Origin of the sequence: Sphingomonas sp. 22176 (assembly GCF_052045505.1) — a bacterium.
Lineage (GTDB): Bacteria > Pseudomonadota > Alphaproteobacteria > Sphingomonadales > Sphingomonadaceae > Sphingomonas.
This window is the reverse complement of sequence record NZ_JBQEPL010000013.1, coordinates 1-20,199: the sequence shown is the minus strand read 5'-3', so window position 1 is coordinate 20,199 and position 20,199 is coordinate 1. Positions and strand designations below refer to the sequence as shown.

Annotated in this window: 19 protein-coding genes; 10 read left to right on the top strand and 9 right to left on the bottom strand. The window is 62.7% G+C overall.

The genetic code is table 11. From position 1 onward, the window contains the following. Positions 1–51: 51 nt before the first annotated feature. Positions 52–264 carry a conjugal transfer protein TraD gene (locus ACTJKY_RS21195; RefSeq protein WP_084584445.1) on the bottom strand — a complete coding sequence of 71 codons (213 nt, stop codon included), beginning with the start codon at positions 262–264 and terminating at the stop codon, positions 52–54. A 16-nt stretch (positions 265–280) separates the two neighbouring features. Then, positions 281–604 carry a conjugal transfer protein TraD gene (locus ACTJKY_RS21190; RefSeq protein WP_440848061.1) on the bottom strand — a complete coding sequence of 108 codons (324 nt, stop codon included), beginning with the start codon at positions 602–604 and terminating at the stop codon, positions 281–283. Between the two features lie 170 nt (positions 605–774). Between ACTJKY_RS21190 and traA the strand changes: the two genes are divergently transcribed. Both traA and ACTJKY_RS21180 read left to right on the top strand, forming a co-directional pair. Next, positions 775–3,798: a Ti-type conjugative transfer relaxase TraA gene (gene traA, locus ACTJKY_RS21185; RefSeq protein WP_440848060.1), complete on the top strand. Its 3,024-nt coding sequence runs from the start codon at positions 775–777 to the stop codon at positions 3,796–3,798. Positions 3,799–3,800: 2 nt separating this feature from the next. Beyond that, positions 3,801–4,505, top strand: a complete 705-nt coding sequence (locus tag ACTJKY_RS21180) for a DUF6118 family protein (RefSeq protein WP_440848059.1) — start codon at positions 3,801–3,803, stop codon at positions 4,503–4,505. A gap of 507 nt (positions 4,506–5,012) precedes the next feature. On the opposite strand, the gene ACTJKY_RS21175 is transcribed toward ACTJKY_RS21180, so the two are convergent. The 3 genes from ACTJKY_RS21175 to ACTJKY_RS21165 form a co-directional block, all read right to left on the bottom strand. Further along, positions 5,013–6,521 carry a tryptophan halogenase family protein gene (locus tag ACTJKY_RS21175; protein WP_440848058.1) on the bottom strand — a complete coding sequence of 503 codons (1,509 nt, stop codon included), beginning with the start codon at positions 6,519–6,521 and terminating at the stop codon, positions 5,013–5,015. A gap of 84 nt (positions 6,522–6,605) precedes the next feature. Next, on the bottom strand, positions 6,606–7,832 hold the full coding sequence (locus ACTJKY_RS21170) for a cation:proton antiporter (RefSeq protein ID WP_440848057.1): 1,227 nt from the start codon (positions 7,830–7,832) through the stop codon (positions 6,606–6,608). A 727-nt stretch (positions 7,833–8,559) separates the two neighbouring features. Next, a protein-coding gene (locus ACTJKY_RS21165; RefSeq protein ID WP_440848056.1) for an IS3 family transposase occupies positions 8,560–9,686 on the bottom strand; the annotation gives its coding sequence in 2 pieces (ribosomal slippage) (positions 8,560–9,434 and positions 9,434–9,686; 1,128 coding nt in all). Positions 9,687–9,867: 181 nt separating this feature from the next. Here ACTJKY_RS21165 and ACTJKY_RS21160 point away from each other — a divergent pair. Next, on the top strand, positions 9,868–10,827 hold the full coding sequence (locus ACTJKY_RS21160; RefSeq protein WP_440848055.1) for a sensor domain-containing diguanylate cyclase: 960 nt from the start codon (positions 9,868–9,870) through the stop codon (positions 10,825–10,827). A gap of 175 nt (positions 10,828–11,002) precedes the next feature. On the opposite strand, the gene ACTJKY_RS21155 is transcribed toward ACTJKY_RS21160, so the two are convergent. Then, the gene (locus ACTJKY_RS21155) at positions 11,003–11,389 is read right to left on the bottom strand and encodes a response regulator (RefSeq protein ID WP_440848054.1); all 387 of its coding nucleotides are present in this window, start codon (positions 11,387–11,389) and stop codon (positions 11,003–11,005) included. A gap of 529 nt (positions 11,390–11,918) precedes the next feature. Beyond that, positions 11,919–12,257: a YciI family protein gene (locus tag ACTJKY_RS21150; RefSeq protein ID WP_440848053.1), complete on the bottom strand. Its 339-nt coding sequence runs from the start codon at positions 12,255–12,257 to the stop codon at positions 11,919–11,921. A gap of 251 nt (positions 12,258–12,508) precedes the next feature. On the opposite strand from ACTJKY_RS21150, the gene ACTJKY_RS21145 reads away from it, so the two are divergent. Then, entirely contained in the window at positions 12,509–13,282 is a 774-nt protein-coding gene (locus tag ACTJKY_RS21145) for an alpha/beta fold hydrolase (RefSeq protein WP_315589035.1), read from the top strand. A 300-nt stretch (positions 13,283–13,582) separates the two neighbouring features. After that, positions 13,583–13,834 carry a hypothetical protein gene (locus tag ACTJKY_RS21140; protein WP_440848052.1) on the top strand — a complete coding sequence of 84 codons (252 nt, stop codon included), beginning with the start codon at positions 13,583–13,585 and terminating at the stop codon, positions 13,832–13,834. Positions 13,835–14,361: 527 nt separating this feature from the next. On the opposite strand, the gene ACTJKY_RS21135 is transcribed toward ACTJKY_RS21140, so the two are convergent. After that, entirely contained in the window at positions 14,362–15,210 is an 849-nt protein-coding gene (locus ACTJKY_RS21135) for an N-acyl homoserine lactonase family protein (protein WP_440848051.1), read from the bottom strand. A gap of 131 nt (positions 15,211–15,341) precedes the next feature. Between ACTJKY_RS21135 and ACTJKY_RS21130 the strand changes: the two genes are divergently transcribed. Then, entirely contained in the window at positions 15,342–16,235 is an 894-nt protein-coding gene (locus ACTJKY_RS21130) for an AraC family transcriptional regulator (protein ID WP_440848050.1), read from the top strand. A gap of 307 nt (positions 16,236–16,542) precedes the next feature. Here ACTJKY_RS21130 and ACTJKY_RS21125 read toward each other — a convergent pair whose 3' ends face one another. Further along, complete coding sequence (locus ACTJKY_RS21125; RefSeq protein ID WP_440848049.1) at positions 16,543–17,070, bottom strand: helix-turn-helix domain-containing protein; 528 nt, start codon at positions 17,068–17,070, stop codon at positions 16,543–16,545. 177 nt (positions 17,071–17,247) lie between these two features. Between ACTJKY_RS21125 and tnpA the strand changes: the two genes are divergently transcribed. The 4 genes from tnpA to ACTJKY_RS21105 are packed head-to-tail and all read left to right on the top strand — an operon-like array spanning position 17,248 to position 20,171. Beyond that, entirely contained in the window at positions 17,248–17,622 is a 375-nt protein-coding gene (tnpA, locus tag ACTJKY_RS21120) for an IS66-like element accessory protein TnpA (RefSeq protein WP_440847116.1), read from the top strand. Then, the gene (gene tnpB, locus ACTJKY_RS21115) at positions 17,619–17,966 is read left to right on the top strand and encodes an IS66 family insertion sequence element accessory protein TnpB (RefSeq protein WP_440847117.1); all 348 of its coding nucleotides are present in this window, start codon (positions 17,619–17,621) and stop codon (positions 17,964–17,966) included. Before tnpA ends, tnpB begins: the two co-directional genes overlap by 4 nt. A gap of 55 nt (positions 17,967–18,021) precedes the next feature. Continuing rightward, on the top strand, positions 18,022–19,572 hold the full coding sequence (tnpC, locus tag ACTJKY_RS21110) for an IS66 family transposase (RefSeq protein WP_440847296.1): 1,551 nt from the start codon (positions 18,022–18,024) through the stop codon (positions 19,570–19,572). Beyond that, positions 19,569–20,171 (top strand): plasmid pRiA4b ORF-3 family protein, encoded by a 603-nt coding sequence (locus ACTJKY_RS21105; protein ID WP_440847118.1) that lies wholly within the window; start codon positions 19,569–19,571, stop codon positions 20,169–20,171. Before tnpC ends, ACTJKY_RS21105 begins: the two co-directional genes overlap by 4 nt. The last annotated feature ends 28 nt before the right edge of the window (positions 20,172–20,199 follow it).

Sequence of the window (20,199 nt, the reverse complement as noted above, 5' to 3'; positions counted from 1 at the left end):
TAGGAGCGTACGTGCTCCGTCTGCTAAAATATGTTGGAGGATCCGGCGAGATTAATCATTCTGCAGCTGCTCGAACGCGCGACGCCCACGTCTTCGCCATAACGTCAGCGCCTGATCGCGTTGTTCGCCTTTGAGCGTGGCGGCAGCGTCGATCATCACACCGAACAATACGGCGCGATCATCGTCGGTAAGTTCGACCAATCCGGCTTTCGCAACCAGGCCGCCCAGTTCGATCAACTGGTGCGTCCGCTCGCGGCGCTTCACCACCCATTCTCGCGTGTCATTCCGCGCCCGCTGCGCTTCCAGCCGGTGCTGCGCCGTCGTCAGCTGACGTAGCCGATGCCGAACGCGCACCAGCGCTGCCACGAGCTTTGCCCTCCCGTTGAAAGAAGGCCGCGCCACGCTGGCGCCAGCCCTCCCGCACCATCATGTCCGACGTGCCGACGGCAGCGAGCAGCACGCCTGCCAGTTGCTCGACCGGTAGCGCATCGGCACCAGTCGCAACGACCAATTCGCCGAGATGCTGGAGCTTGGCTTGTTTGAGCTGTCGCGCCTTGCTGTCGAGCGTCTTCAGTTCCAAATCGAAGTCACGTGGCTTGCGCATCGAAACCTCCGCAGTTGATGGCTGATGTTCGGTGATTTAGGAACTGCGTCGATCAGCGCAATATCGTGAAATATCTTGGGATGATCACGTCGCGAAAAAGATGAAATCTTTTGAGGGCGCGCTTATACGTCGTGCCGACGTCGCTTGTTTGGTGTAAATGGATTGCCGCTATGGCGATCTACCATTTTTCAGCCAAGATCATCAGCCGCGCCAGCGGATCGTCGGCGCTGGCCGCTGCCGCCTATCGCTCGGCTTCGCGGCTCCACGATCAGCGGCTCGATCGGCATCATGATTTCTCGAACAAGGCGGGCGTCGTCCATTCCGAAGTGCTGCTGCCGGACGGCGCACCCGAGCTTCTCGCCGATCGGGAAAAGCTTTGGAATGAAGTCGAGGCCGTCGAGCTGCGGAAGGACGCGCAGCTGGCGCGCGAGATCGAATTCGCGATCCCGCGCGAGCTGAACCAGGCGGAGGGCATTCGGCTGGCGCGCGAGTTTGTTCAGGCGGAATTCGTGGACCGCGGCATGGTCGCCGATCTCAATGTGCATTGGGATATCGGCGCCGACGGCGAACCCAAGCCCCACGCGCATGTCATGCTCGCGTTGCGCGAGGTGGATGCCGACGGGTTTGGCAAGAAGAACCGCGACTGGAATCGTACCGACCTGCTGGAGACATGGCGCGAGCGCTGGGCGGGGCATGTCAATGCGCGGCTGGCCGAACTGGATATCGATGCGCGGGTCGATCATCGCTCGCTGGAGGCGCAGGGGATCGACCTCGAACCGCAGCACAAGATCGGCCCGGCCGCTGCGCGGATGGCCGAGCAGGGGCTCGCCTCCGAGCGCTTGGAAGAACATCACGACATCGCGCGCGCCAATGGCGAAAAGCTGCTCGCCAATCCGGCGATTGCGCTCGACGCGATCACCCGCACCCAGGCAACCTTCACCACGCGCGATCTGGCGATGTTCGTGCATCGCCACAGCGAAGGGAAAGAGCAGTTCGATAAGGTGATGGCGGCAGTGCGCGCGGCACCCGAACTGGTGAAGCTCGGCAAGGACGGGCGCGGCGAAGACCGTTTTACCAACCGCGATATGATCGAGACCGAGACGCGGCTGGAGCGCGCGACGGTAAAGCTCGACGCGGGCCGCCGACACGGCATGGACGAGCGGCATCGTAAGCTTGCCTTGGCCCGCGCAGAGATGCGCGGACTGGTGCTGTCGAGCGAGCAGCGCAGCGCCTTTGACCATGTCACCAGCGGCAAGGATCTGGGCGTGGTCGTCGGCTATGCCGGCACCGGCAAATCGGCGATGCTCGGGGTGGCACGCGAAGCTTGGGAGAGCGCCGGCTATCAGGTGCAGGGCCTGGCGCTTTCGGGCATCGCCGCCGAGAATCTTGAAAGCGGCTCGGGCATCGTGTCGCGCACCGTAGCCAGCATCGAGCATCAATGGGGGCAGGGGCGCGAGTTGCTGACCGACAGGTCGATCCTCGTGATCGACGAAGCCGGCATGATTGGCACACGCCAGATGGAGCGGGTGATCGCCGAAGCCGAGAAGCGCCACGCCAAGGTGGTGCTGGTCGGCGATCCTGAACAGTTGCAGGCGATCGAAGCGGGGGCGGCGTTCCGTTCGGTTGCTGAGCGGCATGGCGCCATCGAGATCACCGACATCCGCCGACAGCGCGACGACTGGCAGCGGCTGGCGACGCGCCAGCTTGCGACCGGCCGCACCGCCGAGGCGCTGGAGGCCTATGCCCAGGCCGGCATGGTTGTCGACTCGGACACGCGAATCGAAGCTCGAACGGCGCTGATCGAGCGCTGGGATCGCGAGCGGATCGCTGATCGGACATCCTCGCGCATTATTCTGACCCACACCAACCAAGAATGCGATGAACTGAATGCGCTGGCCCGGGATGCGATGAAACGCAGTGGGTCCTTAGATGCTGATATTGCTGTCGAAACCACCCGTGGAGAACGCTTGTTTGGGACCGGCGACAGGGTCATGTTCCTGCGCAACGAACGCAGCCTGGGTGTGAAGAATGGCAGTCTCGGTACCATCGAACAGGTGGATCATGCCCGCATGGCCGTGCGGCTCGACGATGGCCGCCAGGTCGCCTTCGACCACAAGAACTATGGCGACGTCGCCCATGGCTACGCCGCCACGATCCACAAGGCGCAGGGTGTCACCGTCGACCGGGTGCATGTGCTGGCCACGCCGGGGCTCGATCGGCACGCTGCCTATGTCGCGCTGTCGCGGCACCGCGCTGCCGTGCAGCTTCACTATGGCCGGGACGATTTCGCCGACCAGGGCAAACTGGCACACACGCTGTCGCGCGACCGGCAGAAGGACAATGCCATCGACTATGATACCGCTGCCGAGCGCTTCGCTGCACGGCGCGGTGTCGAACGGTCGCGTATCCTCGATACGCTCGCAAGAGAGCCGCTCGCCGAACCCCAGCGCAGCGCGCCTGCACCCGCCCGGCGGCGGGGCATGTTCGATGGGTTGCGGTTGTCCATCCCCGAGCCCGATCGCGCGCCGACCAAGCTGCGCTTCGACGGGCTCAAACTGTCGGTGTCAGCGGCTGCGCCCGAGGCATCCGCAACGCAGAAGCTGGAGCGGGCGGTCGAAGGCTATGCGCGCGCCGTGCAGGAGGCAGGCCGCATGACGAGCCAGGGCCGTGCGCCGCTTGAAGTGCAGAAGGCGGCGCTTGCGCGCACTGCCGAGGCGGTCAACGCGCTGCATCCCCACGGCGCCCGCGATCTCGACATGGCGTTCGAGCGGACGCCGGGTCTGGTCAGCGAAGCGGCCAATGGCCGCACCGCCAACGCCATTCGCAAGATGCAGCTGGAAGCCGAGATGCGCACCAATCCTGAGTTGCGGGCCGATCGATTTGTGCAGGCCTGGCAGCAACTGCAGGCGCGGCGGGCCAAGCTGAGCGGGTGGGAGAATGAAGAGAAGCGAGTCGGTGTCGAAAACGCGATGCGATCGATGGCGAAGGGGCTGGAGAAAGATCCGGCCCTCGGCGCCGCGCTCAGCCGCCGGGGCAGTCAGTTGTTTGGCCGGCAATGGTCGCCGGAATGGACGCCGGGCAGCCGCGATGGCGGTGTTAGCCGAGCACTTGGCGACGATGCTCGTACCCGCTCGATCATCCGCCAGCTTACCTTCTCGATTGATCGTGATCGGGGTCTTGGAATTGGGATGTAGCCATGGGTATCCACGAACCTCCCGTCGAAGCGGACCAGACCGTCCAGGCGTTCAACGACATGTCGCGCAAGCTGGCGGGGCTCACCGCTGCGGTCGACGGTTTCGCTGCCCGGCAGCAGGAATTGCATGCGCGCGACTATGGGCCTGACCTGGAGAAGATCCGTGAGGGCTACGAGAAAGTTTGCGGTGCGATCAACATCCTGGCCAAGCGGCCTGCGATGGCATTGACGCCGCAGGATGTCGCAAAGCAGATTGAGGCGGCTGGGACGCAGGGTCGTGCGGACGATCATCGTGCCTGGACCGGCGCCAGCCGTGCCCTTGCCGGCGCAGTCCAGGAACTGAAGGGGATGGTCGTGTCGGCCCACTCTGCGGAAACTCAGCAGCTGTGGATCGCGGGGGCGGCGGCTTTGGCACTATTGGTCGGCTTCGCTTCCGGCACAGCCGTCCCAACAGTTATTGCTCAGCTCGCGCCCGAGAGTTGGCATTGGCCAGAAGAACGGGCTGCAGCAATACTCAGGCGGACGCCTTGGGACGCGGGCGTGCGGCTCATGCAGGTTGCGAAACCGCAGCAGGCGCATGCGCTCGGCGAGGCCGCTCGGCTTTCGACAGACAATGCGGACGTACTTGCAGGATGCCGGCAGCGGGCGAAACAGTTCGGTAGACCGGTGAAGTGCTCAATCGAAATCTCACATGTCAAGCTCGATTGAAGATTCCCATCGTTGCCGCCAGTTAGAAAAGGCACATCCCGCAGCCAGATAGAAATGGCACACCCCCGCTCGTGGCAGCGGGGGCTGCGTGGAGCCCTCCTCATAGCGCAGCGCTGCCCCCGCTGATGTCCCACACTCCCGGCTCCTGACCCAGGACCCGCTGCGCACGCAGCGGGCCCGGTCACACCGCCTCGACTGCCGGTGCTCGTGCTATCGGGTATGGTGTCGACGGCAGCTTTGGCAGAGAAAGCGGACCGGCAGCTCGCGCCCAGCAGCGGACATTCCGAAGATCGCGCAGCCTTTTCACTCGAAGGGGCAAGCCATGACAGCGGACGTACGAAATTCGATTTGTCTATATAGGCATAATCGCCATTTCGCTCAGTTGTGGGTGGGGCTCCACTTCCACGCTCTCGACTGGGTTCCGAATTAGGCATTGTGGCCAATGGGAAGCACCGCAGCGGTAGGTATCTCATCCATTCGTTTGGGGCATTTGAATACGTCGAGCATCTAGGGTGCTCCCGATGGACAGTAGCGGCTAAGAAACTCCGGGTGCGTCGGCATTCGCGCGACTATTTCCCTGATCTGGTGCCGCATTCTATCCAGCTGACTCCGGAGCTCCTCCTGCGGCATCATCTGCGCAAGGCGGTGATAGCCAATCGCCGGAAAGCGCTGGCCGAGCAGCACCATTGCCCAGCTCTCGACCCGGAACAGCTCATGATCGAGCTGGTAAGCCCGACCGTCCTCGCGCCAGAGTTCCAGGCGCTCCTTCAGTGAGGGTGGGATCTCCATGCTGCGGCACCTACGCCAGAAGGGAGAGTCGTCGCGCTCGGTGACATGGTAGTGCAGGATGATAAAATCTCGAATGCACTCGAATTCCAGCCGCGACTTCTCGTTGAAGTGGGCAATGAGGCCCTCATTGCAGCCGTTGAACGGGAAGTCCTGAATTAGCCGCGTAACTGCCGCCATCATCAAATGGATGCTAGTGGATTCCAACGGCTCGATGAAGCCGCCGGCCAGCCCCAACCCCACGCAGTTGCGACTCCAGGTCTTGGCTCGCATGCCAGTCTTGAACCGGATGAGCCATGGCTCAATGGTCGGCTCGCCTTCAATCTCCGCCAGCAGTCGCGCTCGAGCTTCATCGTCTGAAAGGAACTCGTTGCAGAACACGAAGCCGTTGCCCTCGCGAGACTGAAGCGGGATGCGCCATCGCCACCCCGCCTCGTGGGCGATCGCGGAGGTGTAGGGCTGGGCCGGCCCAGCGGAGGATGACTGGACCGCAACCGCGCTGTTCGTCGAAATCCATTGGCCCCAATCTTCGAATGGTACCTCCAGAGCCTGCCCCAACAGGAGCGAGCGAAAGCCGGTGCAGTCGATGAAGAGGTCTCCCTCTACTCGCTCGCCGGTTTCAAGCGCGAGTGCCTTTATGAAACCGCTTTCAACATCAAGCTCGACGCGCTCGATCTTACCTTCAACACGGCGAACTCCTGCGGGCTCGGCGAGATCTCGGAGAAATCGCGCGTAGCGGGTCGCGTCGACATGATATGCGTAACCGATGTAGGGCGCCGCATCGAGCGCCATGCGATTTGCTTCTCCAGCAACCCACTCGAGACAATATTCGCCGAGGTCGCCGCCGAAGCCATTCGCACGTGCATGCATCCAGAAATGGTGGAAGTCGGCCATCCAAGAAGCTCGGGTACCGATCGTTCCGAACGGATGGATGTAGCGATCGCCAATCCTCCCCCAGTTACGAAACTCGATACCCAGCTTGAAAGTAGCCTGGGCCGCAGCCATGAACCGGTCTTCCTTGATCCCAAGAAGGTCATGGAAGCCCTTGAAGGTGGGCACCGTCGATTCCCCAACGCCGATCGTGGAGATTGCGTCCGATTCCACGAGCGTGACGTCGATCAGCGGCCCAAGATGCCGGATCAGCGCAGTCGCGGTCACCCAGCCTGCGGTGCCGCCCCCTGCGACTACGACGCGCCGCACCACCCGATCTCCCGTCAAACCTTCTTGCATATCAATTCTTCCTGAGCGCCACACGGCGCACCTATGTCGGCATTGCCCTACGGGCTCTGCCCATCGGGATGCTCTGAGGTAAGCTTAGCGCGATGCCAGAGCGCCGCCGGCGTTTCGTTCGTCCGCGAACTCGTTCTCGTTCAGCTTGCCGAGCAGCCCTGCAGCGCGCGCATTTCGCCCGTAAACGATTTCGAAGAGGGGCGTTGCCATCAGCGTGGTGACGATCGCCATCACAACAAGCATCGAGAACAGCGCTGGCCCGATAATGCCCTTTTGCAGGCCGATGTTGATAATGATCAGTTCCATTAGACCACGTGCGTTCATCAATGCGCCTACCGCCATTGCAGTGGCGTTGTCCTGGCCCGTTGCACGGGCCGCAGCCCAGCAAGCCACCCCCTTGGCGAGAATTGATCCAGCAACGATTACCAGCGCGATGCCGGCGAGGCTCCAGCTGTTCACCATCGTCAGCTGGGTGTTGAGCCCGGAGAAGGTGAAGAACATCGGTACCAGCAGGGCGGTGGCGAACGGCTCGACTTGCTTGCGGATTTCTCGGGTCAATAGGCCACGCGGCATCGCGACGCCGAGCAAGAAACCGCCGAATACCGAATGAAGCCCAGCCGCATCCATCGCCCATGCGCTCAGCGCGAACAGCATGAGAATGACGGTTAGAAGCGGCGGCGTGATCCGCTCCTCTCGCTCTGCCCACTTGGCCAGCGGGGCGAAGACGCTAGGTCCAAGGAGCACCATGAAGGCAGCGAAGAATACCCCGCCCAGAACTGCTTTCACCGCCACCAGTGGCCCGGCGCCGATGCTCGCTAACACGATGGCAAGCACCGTCCATGCCCCCGCATCGTCGATTGCACCCGCTGACAAGGACAGCGAGCCGAGCGGTGTGCGGGTGATGCCCCGCTCCTGGATAATGCGGGCGAGGACCGGGAACGCAGTGATCGAGATGCATGCACCCATGAACAACGTGGCTTGAAGCTCGGTAACCTTGTCTCCGAACAGGTGGAGCCCGATCAGCCAAGGCGTCAGCGCGAGCGCCACGAGAAAGGGCGCAGCCATGCCCGAGAGTGAGACTGCGACCGCGCTTTTGGCATTCAGACGAAAGTGGTCGGTTCGGAAGCCCAGCCCCACCATAAACATATACAGCCCGACGCCGAGCTGAGCGACGACGTAGAGGATCGACTTGGTCTCTTTTGGGAAGATCATCCCCTGCACATCCGGCAGGAACAAGCCAAAGAGCGATGGCCCAAGGATCACGCCGGCAATCATCTCGCCGACCACTTGCGGTTGGTCGAAACGCTTCATCACCCATCCCATCCCACGGCACGCCGCGAGAATGACAAGAACCTGCATGAAGAATGCGACGCTCAGCTCGCCTGGACTCATATCCCCTCTCCCTCCAAGGCCTGCTGGGCCGACAGCCTTGTCATGGCGGTGCTTGGCCCGTTGCCGTGCGCTAAAGAGCACGAGGTAAGTCGCCTCACGCAACCACTTTTCGACCAAAGATGGCGATTTTCACCGCACTAGATCGCAGTGTGTCACGGGCGCTACAAGGTAGGCACGTGCCTACATTTTGCTCGGCTTCGACTGTGTTTTGTCGCCAGAACGCCCCCCGCGGTCTACCCCGCTGGAGAATCGCTGTTTAGCTCTGACTAGCTCCGACGTTACGAGCCAACGCCGACGGCAGCTTTCCACCCAGCATGGGACCTTAAGGCGTGCGGCCAACTACGATTGCTTATGAGATTACGATACGGCGATGGTCTGTGGCGTTCGCTAGGTCGCAACTCCGCAGCTTGTCGCAAATCCGCTGGCAGCCACGCCAATCCCCCTCCTGCCAATCTATAAAAGAGCATGGCAAGTGTAGCGAGTATGGCTGAAGGCAAGTCCGTAGCGGCGACCGACCCCAAAAATGAGCAGGATGCGATCCCGCCCGAGCTCCAGGAAAGCGTTCAGCGGCATCAACGACACCTTTCCTCCCTTGTGGAAAGCCTTCGTGCTGCCGGTGTTGACGTGCTCCCCTTTTCTCCTCCACTCATAAGTAGAGTCCGGGGCTGCCAGGATGCGCTGGCGGGTGGGTTTGCACAACGCGCTTGGCGGCATCGGCAGGCGTCAGCCCGCCTATGCCGCTATGCGGCCGCACATGATTGTAGTCGTTTCGCCAGTTGCTCAGCACCGAGCGGGCATGGCTCAGCGAGGCGAACAGCGTCTCGTTCAGGCACTCGTCGCGCAAGCGACCGTTGAAGCTCTCGATGTAGCCATTCTGCTGCGGCTTGCCCGGCGCGATGTAATGCCACTCGATCTGCCGGTCCTGCGCCCAGCGCAGGATCGCCAGGCTGGTCAGTTCGGTCCCGTTGTCGCTGACGATCATCAGGGGCCTGCCGCGCACCGCGATGATCGCGTCGAGCTCGCGAGCGACACGAGCGCCCGACAGCGAGGTATCCACCACCAGTGCCAGGTTCTCCCGCGTGAAGTCGTCGACGACGGCAAGGATGCGGATGCGCCGGCTGCACACCAGCGTATCGCTCACAAAGTCCAGGCTCCACCGCTGGTTCGGCCCCTGCGGGTGCGCCATCGGCGCCCGCGTGCCCATCGCCCGTTTGCGGCCGCGGCGACGACGCACCCGCAGATTCTCCTCGCGATACAGCCGCAGCAGTTTCTTGTGGTTCATGACGATCCCTTCTCGGGCCAGCATGATCCCAAGCCGCCGATAGCCGAACCGACGGCGCTCAAGCGCGATCTCGCGAAGCCGCGACCGCAGGTCGCCATCATCACTACGCCGATGCGCATAGCGCATCGACGACCGATCCACGCTCAGAATGGCGCATGCCCGACGCTCGCTGATGCCGAAGATCTGCCGCACGTCCTCGACAGCCCTTCGGCGAGCGGCAGGCTTCACCAGTTTTTTGCGGCAACTTCCTTCAGCACCGCATTGTCGAGCATCGCATCGGCCAGCAGCCGTTTCAGCCGCGCGTTCTCGTCCTCGAGCACCTTCAGCTTGCGCGCCTGCGACACGTCCATGCCGCCATACGTCGCCTTCCACTTGTAGAACGTCGCGCTGCTTACACCGTGCTTCCGACACACGTCTGCCGTCGACGACCCGGCCTCCTGCTCGCGCAGAATCCCGATGATCTGCTCTTCTGAAAACCTGCTGCGCTTCATCTTCGTCCTCCTTGATCGAGGACTCTACCTCAAACTGGAGGAGTTTCAGGGGAGCACGTCAGTGTCGATGAAGCCGTCATCGAGATGAGCGTGTACCAGCTTCTCGACAGCTACCGTGACGAACTTACTGCGGCGATGCGAGCGGTGGTGCTGGGGAATGCCCGTGCTTGATGAGAAGCTTATGGATGACGAAGCGCGGCTGTCTGCGCTCGGGCGCATGCAGATCCTGGAGACCGCACCAGAGGAGCCTTTCGAAAAGATCGTCAATCTTGTCCGTACCGTCCTCGCGGTGCCTATCTCAACCGTTTCCCTGGTCGACAGGGAGCGGCAATGGTTCAAGGCCTATCGCGGTTTGGACGTTCGCGAAACGCCGCGTTCGATTTCCTTCTGCAACTACACGATCCAGCAGGCTGAACCGCTGACTGTCGAGGACGCTCTCCTTGATGAGCGCTTTGCTCGCAACCCGCTGGTGCTGGGCGGACCGAAGATCCGGAGTTATGCCGGTGTGCCACTGCGCTCGCCAGATGGGTACAATGTCGGCTCCTTGTGCGCTATTGACACCACACCTCGTCGGTTTAGCCCAGCTGACATTGCCATCCTCAAGAACTTCGCAAACATCGTAAGCGATGAGCTGGAGCTGCGCCTGATCGCGAGCACAGACCACCTTACGGGAGCGCTCAGCCGTCGCGCCTTCGAGGAGCAGGTGAACCGCGAGTTCGCGCGCAACGCACGGTATCATAGGCCAAGCACCCTGGTGGCGTTCGACATCGATCACTTCAAAAAGATCAACGATGAGCACGGCCATCCAGCGGGAGACGAGGTGCTTCGTCACATCGGCCGGATTGCGACGCAGACACTGCGGCCGACCGACTTCCTCGGGCGAATGGGGGGAGAAGAATTCGCCATTCTTCTCCCTGAAACCAGTGCCGCGGAGGCGCTCGTGGCTGCCGAGCGGCTGAGGCACAGCATCCAAAACCACGATTTCGAGCTCCCCGGGGGTGAAGCCATCAAGGTTACCTCGAGCTTCGGAGTGTCGCCCATCGGGAGTTTTGTCGACGTCGGCGCATGGTTCGCAAGTGTGGACCAGGTCTTGTATGACGCAAAGTCGAGCGGCCGAAACTGCACCCACTTAGCTGCCTAGACAGCGCGGCGTGCGCGTAACACAAAGAGGGGTTTCCCCGACTGACCGCGTGGAGTGCAGGACGCTGCAGCGATGGCGGTGCAGCAGAGGGGAGGCTGCCGAAGGCCTTCAGCTCGCGCCTAGACGCGATCAACCAGCCAGTCCGCACCCCGGGTGGACGCGCAGGTCGACCCTTTCAGAGCCCGGTGCTAGCCTCGTTGATGAGCGTGGAAATAGCAGTCAGAAGCTGTGCCGGAGCAAACGGTTTTTGCACCAGAATGCTTTTGGGAACCCCTTGGGCCGACCAGTCTTCCGCGCTCTCGGCCGTCATATAGACGACCGGCATCGTAGGTTTCAGCTCTCTCGCGCGCCGCGCAACGTCCCATCCTGTTGAACCGGAGCCAAGGCGCACGTCGGTGATCAACCCGCCGATGGTTTCTGCATCAGCTTCGAGAATTCTGATAGCATCCTCTGCGTCACTTGCGTCTAAAACCTCAAATCCCCCGTCCCGCAAGCTATCCTGAGCGTTAATTAGAAGCATCGGTTCATCCTCTACAAGAAGAACGAGAATCGCGTCTGCCATTATGTGCTTCTTTCATGGACTCTGCAGGCGAAAGCTCTACGGCCGTAGGTTTATTTGCGCTCGCGCTCTTCAGGTAGATGGCAGGTTTCAGCCGCACCAGTCAGGAATACTACTCTTGATCTGCATCACATGCCTGCGAGCGAACACTCGGACGCGCAACTTGTTCCGCGTAGAGAACGACCGATTTGGAGCCACGTGTCCCAATTTGGATCAGTGCGACTGCCCCGCTTCACCCTGACGAAAGGGCGCTTGGAGGACGTCGCGTTTCGCAGGTTAGAACTGCCGTAGAGACCTGTGGCTCTAGTCCGCTTTCCACCATTTTCAGCCGCTCAGCGCCCCGCAGGCGCCAACAGCGGTCATCCGCTTCGCAGGAAAAAGCAGCCGGTCTGCTCCCGCCCCAACAGCGGACGAGCCCGAGGCGGGCGTCTGCCGAGATGGGCCGTTCAACCAAGCGAGCGCCTTCGCTGATATATGACGCCGGAGTGGCGGCTCCCCTGAGTGGTAGGCAACTGCCATCGCCACCGAGGGACTAGCTCGCGGGGTCGTACATGAATTCGCGCAATTCTTGGGAGCAACGGCAAGCGACGGCGATTTTCCGCGCCCATTCCTCGGCATCAGGTCGCGTTGGTAGCTCCAAAACAGTGAATCCCCCATCCAAATGGCTGCCCGGGTAGACATCGGATGTCGTCGAGCCGTCGGCGGAGACCAACACCGGACCTACGTCTTCGTTGATGCCACCGCCAAAGACGTAAACACCCGCTGCTTTTGCCTGCGCGATCACGGCACGCGATTCCACCCCAGCGCGCACGAGTTCTTCTTCGTTCAGTTGCATCGCGTCGCTGGGAAAAGAGATTAGATACTTCGTCATGTCAGCGTGCCTTCCTGTCTGGACGCTCGATGTTGGCATTCGTCAGCCACCGCGTCCAGAACCGAGCAAGTGGCGGCAAGCGCCCCATTATCGGTCGTTCGGCGCGACGATCGCCGGTCCCTGACGCGGTCGCTCGCTTAACCTTGGAAGCGGGCGGACCTGAACCGGCTGATTCCGTACAGACGACATGCCTATCGGCCCCAAAGGCAGCTCCCAATGGTTCAGTAGCAACCAATAGGAGCACCCCCTGAATGAATGAGGTCCAACGCGGCACCGGCCGCAAGCTGCTACTTGTTCACGGTCTCGGCGGCAGCTGGCAATCGTGGAACACCGTCATGGGGCCGCTCAGCGTCGAACGGACGTTGATCGCGATTGACCTTCCCGGACACGGCGCCACCCCGCCGGATCACGATAGCGGGACCTTTGATGGCCTTGTAGGCAGCGTCGAGCGTTATATCGCGGACAACGGATTGGACGGGATCGACGTCGTCGGTAGCTCGATGGGTGCCCGGATCGTGCTGGAACTTGCCCGGCGTGGCCGCGTCGGCAACGTCGTGGCACTTGACCCTGGCGGCTTCTGGCGCGGTTGGGAACGCACATTCTTCAAAACCACCATAGGCGTTTCGGGGCGGCTGGTTCGCGCAATTCGACCTATCTTGCCGATGCTCAGCAAGAACGCCGCATCACGCACCGCGTTGCTCGTGCAGCTGTCCGCGCGTCCTTGGGCGCTCGATGCGAAAGTCGTTGCGACCGAGTTGGCAAGTCTCAGCGCGACACCGACGTTCGACGCGTTGGTTCGCGACCTTGCGGGCGGGCCTCAGCAAGTTGGCCCGGCAGCCGACTCTGCGCGTCGGATCGTGATAGGTTGGGGCCGCCATGATCGGCTGTGCCTGCCGAGGCAGGCAGCGCGGGCGAAACTCGCCTTTCCCTCCGCCGACCTGCACTGGTTCGAGGCCAGCGGACATTTTCCTATGTGGGACCAGCCGGACGAGACGGTTGCCGTGATACTGGCCGCGACCCAGTGACGTGGTGCGGAGAGGAATGCCGCCTCTCTCATTGTAGGCTACGGTCACGGATGTGACTGACGAGGGTCGACCATCCCTCGTTCCGACGCGAGGGTAAGTCTGCTTTCCACCGTTGCGGCTTTTTAGCGGACAGTCCGCAAACCACCATTTTCAGCCACTCAGCGCCCCGCACGCGCCAGGAGCTGCCATTCCGCTTCGGATGAAAAAGCTGCCGGTCTGCTCCCGCTCCACTTGTGGACATCGAGAAGCACCGCCAATCTGCCGGGAGCGGATGAGAGGTACGGTCCGATGGCGATACAAATGCTGACCGCCGACGATGCGATCGCGCGGATCAAGCTGTGCACCGAGACCGGCGGTCAGGTGCTCGGGGTGGATGGGATCGAGATAGCTGCCGAAGGTCATATTGGTCGGCTCGATCTCGTTCTCGATCTTTCGGCGCAAGCCATCACTCCAAGAGCGGCTGAACAGGAAGCTATCCGTTTCGTGGGAGCACACTCAGCCAGCAACATATTATTCGACGTCGTGACGGGGCGCCCGGAGGATGTCGCCTAACGCCCCAATCTCGGCCATTCAGGCGAGCGGTCGTGTCAAAAGCCGCCATTCGCTGCTCGCCCCAGGGAAACGTCCGCTTTCAGCTCGAACCCTCCCGGCGACGGCCGAGATTGGTGGTTTGTTGCCTGTCCGCTTTTGTTGAGGATAAGCGGGAAAGCTGCCGTTTTTTGAAAGCCGCGGGCGAGGCAGCTGACGACCAACTTAAGCCGTTCCTGTTAGCTGGCGGGAAGGACCGCTCGAGCCGAAAGCCGCCGAACGGAGCCCTAATTGCTCCATAGGCGGCAGCCGTCAGAAACCGGATCCCGGACTGGCTGCTTCCGCCCGGATGCGCCCAGTCAGGCGTGCGATTGCGCGCTTCAAAGGTGCCGATTGCTGACGGCATAGATCCGGATTTCTTATCTCCGGACGGCAAACTCGGGAACAGCAGTCGGCAACATATTTAAGGAAAGCGAACGCTTTGAAGGACTTTCGAACCGATCTTTGAGGTGCTGATCCCCAAATGGTTCCCAATCGGGAACGGCTGGCGTCTACCGAGACGCTTCCGGGAAAGCGGCAAGCTTGGGTATATCGGTTGGGTCATGCTGCACGACAATCGTGGCACCGAGGTTCAATGCTAGCTTCTGCAAGCGATCCATCGACGCCAAGCTATCGGCGCGTTCCGTGTTCCATGTCGGCACGGCCGATAGGGGCCATTGCGCTTCCAGATGGGCGACGTCGCCGCTCAGGATTATGGGGCCGGTTTTTGGCAGCCTTACTAGCAATGCGGTGGAGCCGGGAGTATGTCCTGGCGTCGCTAGAATGACGACCGAGCCGTCGCCAAACACGTCCCTGTCGCCTTCAAGCGGGTCGACCTTGGCCGTCCCGTTCAGCCAATTCGCGAGGAGGATCGGATCCGCACCGAAGGGCATGGTGCTGGAACGGAGCGCAGCCCAGTCCGCGGCTCCGATCATCAACGTAGCATTGGAAAACGCCGCCGCTTGGCCGGCATGGTCAAAGTGGTAGTGGCTTAGACCCAGTCGCGTAATATCCCCCGGTCGCACGCCGATGCGCGCCAACTGGGTCGGCAGATCGACCGACAACGTTGGGCTGATCGGCTGATGATCGATCGGCTTGCCAAGCAGCGATTTGGGCAAGCCGGCATCCCACAGCATCAACTCCTTGCCATGGCGGATCAGGTAGCAGCCGACGCTCAAGCGACGGGATTCACCATTGTAAATGCCAGCATCCGACAACGGCGAGGCGTCGTTCATGACGATCTGACCGCAGTCGAGACGCCAGATCATCACCTCAGCTCTGGGCGCAGCGGCCTGGCCTCCCGCGCTCATAGCGGCGAATATGCACCCCGCGACAATGCGGGACCACAGCGAAACAAGCATGGCGTTCTCCTTAGATACGGTGTGACGATGCCCACCCTCCAAGAAGCGAAAGTGCCGACTATGCTCGTCTTTGCGCCCGAAACGCTCACTGCGTTCTTGCGGGGTGCAACCGATGAGGCGATTATTGTGCCATGCCGACCACCGCTGTCGATCAGAACGGGCTGCGTGCCTCATTGTTGAACCGCTTGGCCGGGCTTCGTGCGCCGTCTGGCGTGCACGGATCTGTCTCCCATGGCGCCGAAACAGGCGTTCGCGTCTTTGGCTATTGCATCCAGGAGCGCGAGCGCATCGCCCGCAACCGGATGGAGCATCCAGCAGTCGTTGTGGTTTTGAGCGGCACCAAGGAAGTTTGGCGTGGCGACGTTGCACAGACATTCGCAGCAGGCGTCCCGTTCGTCATTCCGGCGGGCATGGATTTCGATCTGGTGAACATTCCCGATCCTGCATCTGGCCGATATGAATCGATCTGCATCACTGTCGATGACGTTCTTCGCCAGATGCTCCGCCGCAGTCTGCGTACCGTCCCGGTGAACAGCGCGACTGCCGATCGGCTCGACATTGACCTCACACCAGCGCTTGTCGAGGCCTATGGCCATGCCGCCAGTGCATTGACCGGGCTGGGGGTTGCGGTCGCCGCAACCCTGGCGCGCAACCGGCTACTCGAAATCCTGTTGCTGCTGGCGGAGACGCCTGTAGCCGGGATGCTGACGACGGTCGGCCGGAAAGAACAGGTCGAAGCAATCATTTGCGCCGATCCAAGCCACTCATGGCAGGTGGGTGATGTCGCAGCCGAACTTGGCGTGGGAGCTTCAACGCTCCGCCGGCAGCTGGACAGGGCAGGAACATCCTTTCGCGAGGTGTTGCTGTGCGTCCGCATGAGAACGGCGGGCATGCTCCTGGGATCGTCCGGCTACTCCGTTATGCAGGCTGCTCAGGCCGCCGGCTATGCTTCACGATCCCATTTTTCTCGCCGCGTGCAATACGCTCACGGCAAGACTCCCCGGCACTTGAAGGCGGAAATTTAGAGCCCTTTCCCAATTTCTGAAATGCCCGCGTTTCGAGGGCGAAGCTATCGACAGCGCATTCCCAAATCGCGTGCCCGTTCTTCACCCAGTATGCAAAATTCGGCATCGGCGACTGTCGACCACCTTCAGCCGTTCGTCGGCGGCGTGTTGAACGGCGGCCTCCGCCGAAACCTGCCGCTGACGGGGGGGGCAGCTTTCTGGAAGCAGCGCCCCCAATCGCTGTCGCTCTGTCGAAGCCACGCTTTCATGGCGGTCACAGGCATCTGACGCTCCTCGATGTTGAGAAAGATTCGAACCGCCTGCTGAACTAAGGACCGGCGCTTGGCGTGAGCAATATGTGCGCCCAGTTGCGTCGCCAGCTGAGTGGTGTCTCGCCGACCATTCGCCGGAAAAGGCGAGTGAGATGAGCTTGGTCGGTAAGACCGCAGGCAAGGGCGATCTGGCTCAGCGGATCGCTGGTGCGAAGCATCAGGGATTGCGCACGTCGCACACGCCGCCGGATCAGAAAGCCATGCGGGGTCTCACCAACGCTCACCTTGAAGGCGCGACAGAAATGACCGGTGCTAAGTTGCGCGACCTCCGCCAGCGCGTCCACAGTCACCGGCTCGGTCAGTCGCGCTTCCACATGCTCGCTGACCCGACGAACCTGCCATGATGCGAGCCCGCCTTTGCTGATTCTGCGCCCATGCAAGCCCGGAGGCATGGCAGGCAAAAGAATGCTGTCGAGCGCTGGTTCGCTGGCAGCGAGGATCACTTCAAGCCTGTCCAGAAAGGCATGCGCGGCTTCCGGGTCATGGTCGAGGGCGCGCCGGACCTGCGCGAGTAATTCGCTCACACCATGCGACAGCTCAGGGGATGTTGTTTGATGCGAACTCGCGCTAGGCCGCGCCGTAAGCGCGGCCTGCAGGCCGCCTTGCGGCATCGTTGATAGCCGGGATGCTTGCCGCCTTTAACGAGGGCGGTGGTGGTGCAGGGAGTTTCGGGTTCTACGAGCAGTCCTACGAGCAGTCGTATGACTGGTCGCATGGAGGTCGTCGGCCGTGTGTCGGGCCGGCGGCGATGGTCGGATGCGGAGAAGCTGGAGATCCTGGCCGAGGCGTTCCAGCCTGGCGTGCGGGTCTGCGATGTGATCGCCCGGCGCGAGGTTTCGAGCAGCCTGATCTATACGTGGCGCAAGCAGTTGCGGGCCGGCAAGCTGGCCGGGGCGGCAGCGTCGCTGCCGGTGTTTGCCGAGGTTCGGCTCGCCCGGCCGGTGGTGCCCGCGTCGCCGCCGGTGCCGTGTTCGTCGGGCCGCATCGACATCGCGCTGCCCAGCGGCGTGCGGATCAGTGTCGACGGCGGGGTGGATGCGGAGGCGCTGGCACGGGTGCTGTCGGTGCTGCGGTGAGCCCGGCGCCGTTGCCGACGCGGGTATATCTGGCGTGCGGCGTGACCGACATGCGCAAGGGCTTCGACGGGCTGGCGGTGCTGGTGCAGCAGGTGCTGGCGAAAAACCCGCATTCGGGCGCGCTGTTCGCGTTCCGGGGCAAGCGCGGGCATCTGGTCAAGCTGCTGTGGTTCGACGGGCAAGGCCTGTGCCTGTTTTCGAAGCGGCTCGATCGGGGCCGTTTCGTCTGGCCAGTGACGACAAGCGGCACGGTGGTGCTGACGCCGGCGCAATTGTCGATGCTGCTGGAGGGCATCGACTGGCGCCGCCCTGAGCGGACGTACACGCCGACGCTGGCGGGCTGAAACCGGCGGTTTTGCGTTGCTTTTGCTCGCCTGTGGTGCTGCGATCTGCTAGGAAATCCGGGTGTCGGAAGCGCCCGTTTCCCCTGCTGATGCCACCGCGCGGATCGCCGCGCTGGAGGCGTTGCTGGCCCGGGCCAATGCCGCGCTTGCTGCCCGCGATCTGCTCATCGACAGATTGCGCGGGCAGATCGCCCGGCTGCGGCGGATGCAGTTCGGCGCCTCGTCCGAGAAGCTGGGCCGCGAGATCGAGCAGCTCGAACTGGCGCTGGAAGAGCTGGAAGCCGAGCGCGACGCGGCGCCGGTAGGGGAGCGCCTGTCCGAGACGGCGTCGCGGCCGGCACCGGTCCGCAGCCTGCCGACGCACCTGCCACGCGAGGAGGTCTTCCACGAACCGGCCTCGGGCGCCTGCACCTGCCCCGATTGCGGCGGCGCGTTGCGCCGGCTGGGCATGGATGCGCATGAGATGCTTGACGTGGTGCCGGTGCACTGGCGGGTCATGCGCAACATCCGCCCCAAATATAGCTGCCGGGTCTGCGAGAAGATTGTCCAGGCGCCTGCGCCGGCCAGCGCCGTCGCGCGCGGCAAGGCCAGCTTCGCCACGCTGGCGCATGTCGTGGTCTCGAAGTTCGAGCACCATCTGCCGCTGTACCGTCAGGCGGAGATGATGGCGGCGCAGGGGCTCGATATCGACCGCTCGACGCTGGCCGGCTGGGCCGGACAGGCCACTGCGTTGCTCGATCCGGTCGTCGCCCGTATCCGCGACGCAGTCCTCAAGGCCGACAAGATCCATGCCGACGACACCCCGGTGCCGGTGCTCGACCCCGGCCGCGGCAGGACCGCGACGGGACGGCTATGGGTGTACGCGGCCGACGACCAGGCCTCGGGCAGCACGGCGCCGCGTGCGACTTGGTATCGCTTCACGCCGGACCGCACCGCCGCCCACCCGCTGGCACATCTCGCCGGCTTTCGCGGGTTCCTCCAGGCCGATGCTTATGCTGGCTATGACGGGCTGTATCGGGGCGGCGTGACTGAGGTTGCCTGTTGGGCGCATTTCCGGCGCAAGATCTTCGACCTGCACGAACGTACGCCCACGCCGCTGACCACCGACATCCTCGAGCGGATCGGCGCGTTCTACGCCGTCGAGGCCGAGGTGCGCGGCCAGCCGCCGGATATTCGGCACCGGGCACGGCAGGAACGCAGCAAACTGCTGGTCGAGGCGCTGCGCGCGGTGCTCGATGCCGCGTTGCGTCGCCTGTCGCCCAAGTCCGACATGGCCAAGGCGATCGCCTATGGCACCAAGCGCTGGCCGGCGCTGTCGCGCTTCCTGGACGATGGCCGGCTGGAGATCGACAACAACATCGCGGAACGCGCGCTACGCGGCGTCGCCATCGGCCGCCGCAACTGGCTGTTCGCCGGTTCGCGCGTGGGCGGTGAACGCGCCGCCGCCATCTACACCGTCATCCAGACCTGCAAGGCCAACGGCGTCGACCCACAGGCCTATATCGCCGATGTAATCGCCAAAATCGCCAGCGACTGGCCGGCCAGTCGCTGGGATGAACTCCTGCCGTGGAACTGGGTAGGCGAACCTGCCAAAATGGCGGCATGAGCGCCGAAACCATCGCCCGCCTCCATATTGTCCTGAACGACATCGAACCCGCCATCTGGCGCCGGGTCGACGTGCCGGTCACTGCCAGCCTGAAGATGCTCCATGACATCATCCAGGCCGCCATGGGCTGGGGGCATTACCACCTGTGGCATTTCGAAGCCGGAGACCGGCGCTACGGTGTGCCCGACCCGGCATGGCCGGACCACGGCATGGCTGCGGCGCGGAACGTCAAGCTCGCGGTGCTCCTCGACCGCGGCGTACGGGAACTCCTCTATACCTACGACATGGGTGATGACTGGCGGCACACCATCACCGTCGAAAGCATCGGCTCCGGTGAGCCGGACCAACAATATCCGCGCTTTGTCGATGGCGCGCGACGTTGTCCGCCCGAGGATGTCGGGGGGCTACCCGGCTTCGAGATGTTCCTCGATGCCATGGCCGACCCGACCCACGAGGAGCACCATCGTCTACGTGAATGGTACGGCGGCCCTTACAATCCCGACGATATCGACGAACGCCTCACCCGACGCGCCGTCGCCGCCATCGCGGGCCGCCGCCATGCCGGGAAGATCGCCTACCTGAAAAGCCGAGCACAATAGCAAGGCGGCCTACCGGCCACGCTTACGC

Bases quoted from the DNA above. Each gene is read 5' to 3' on its own strand.
- traA (WP_440848060.1), top strand. From the start codon at position 775: ATGGCGATCTACCATTTTTCAGCCAAGATCATCAGCCGCGCCAGCGGA.
- ACTJKY_RS21105 (WP_440847118.1), top strand. From the start codon at position 19,569: ATGAGCGCCGAAACCATCGCCCGCCTCCATATTGTCCTGAACGACATC.
- ACTJKY_RS21170 (WP_440848057.1), bottom strand. From the start codon at position 7,832: ATGAAGCGTTTCGACCAACCGCAAGTGGTCGGCGAGATGATTGCCGGC.
- ACTJKY_RS21180 (WP_440848059.1), top strand. From the start codon at position 3,801: ATGGGTATCCACGAACCTCCCGTCGAAGCGGACCAGACCGTCCAGGCG.
- ACTJKY_RS21130 (WP_440848050.1), top strand. From the start codon at position 15,342: ATGCCGACCACCGCTGTCGATCAGAACGGGCTGCGTGCCTCATTGTTG.
- ACTJKY_RS21175 (WP_440848058.1), bottom strand. From the start codon at position 6,521: ATGCAAGAAGGTTTGACGGGAGATCGGGTGGTGCGGCGCGTCGTAGTC.
- ACTJKY_RS21190 (WP_440848061.1), bottom strand. From the start codon at position 604: ATGCGCAAGCCACGTGACTTCGATTTGGAACTGAAGACGCTCGACAGC.
- ACTJKY_RS21155 (WP_440848054.1), bottom strand. From the start codon at position 11,389: ATGGCAGACGCGATTCTCGTTCTTCTTGTAGAGGATGAACCGATGCTT.
- tnpA (WP_440847116.1), top strand. From the start codon at position 17,248: ATGACTGGTCGCATGGAGGTCGTCGGCCGTGTGTCGGGCCGGCGGCGA.
- ACTJKY_RS21145 (WP_315589035.1), top strand. From the start codon at position 12,509: ATGAATGAGGTCCAACGCGGCACCGGCCGCAAGCTGCTACTTGTTCAC.
- ACTJKY_RS21160 (WP_440848055.1), top strand. From the start codon at position 9,868: ATGGATGACGAAGCGCGGCTGTCTGCGCTCGGGCGCATGCAGATCCTG.
- ACTJKY_RS21150 (WP_440848053.1), bottom strand. From the start codon at position 12,257: ATGACGAAGTATCTAATCTCTTTTCCCAGCGACGCGATGCAACTGAAC.
- ACTJKY_RS21140 (WP_440848052.1), top strand. From the start codon at position 13,583: ATGCTGACCGCCGACGATGCGATCGCGCGGATCAAGCTGTGCACCGAG.
- ACTJKY_RS21135 (WP_440848051.1), bottom strand. From the start codon at position 15,210: ATGCTTGTTTCGCTGTGGTCCCGCATTGTCGCGGGGTGCATATTCGCC.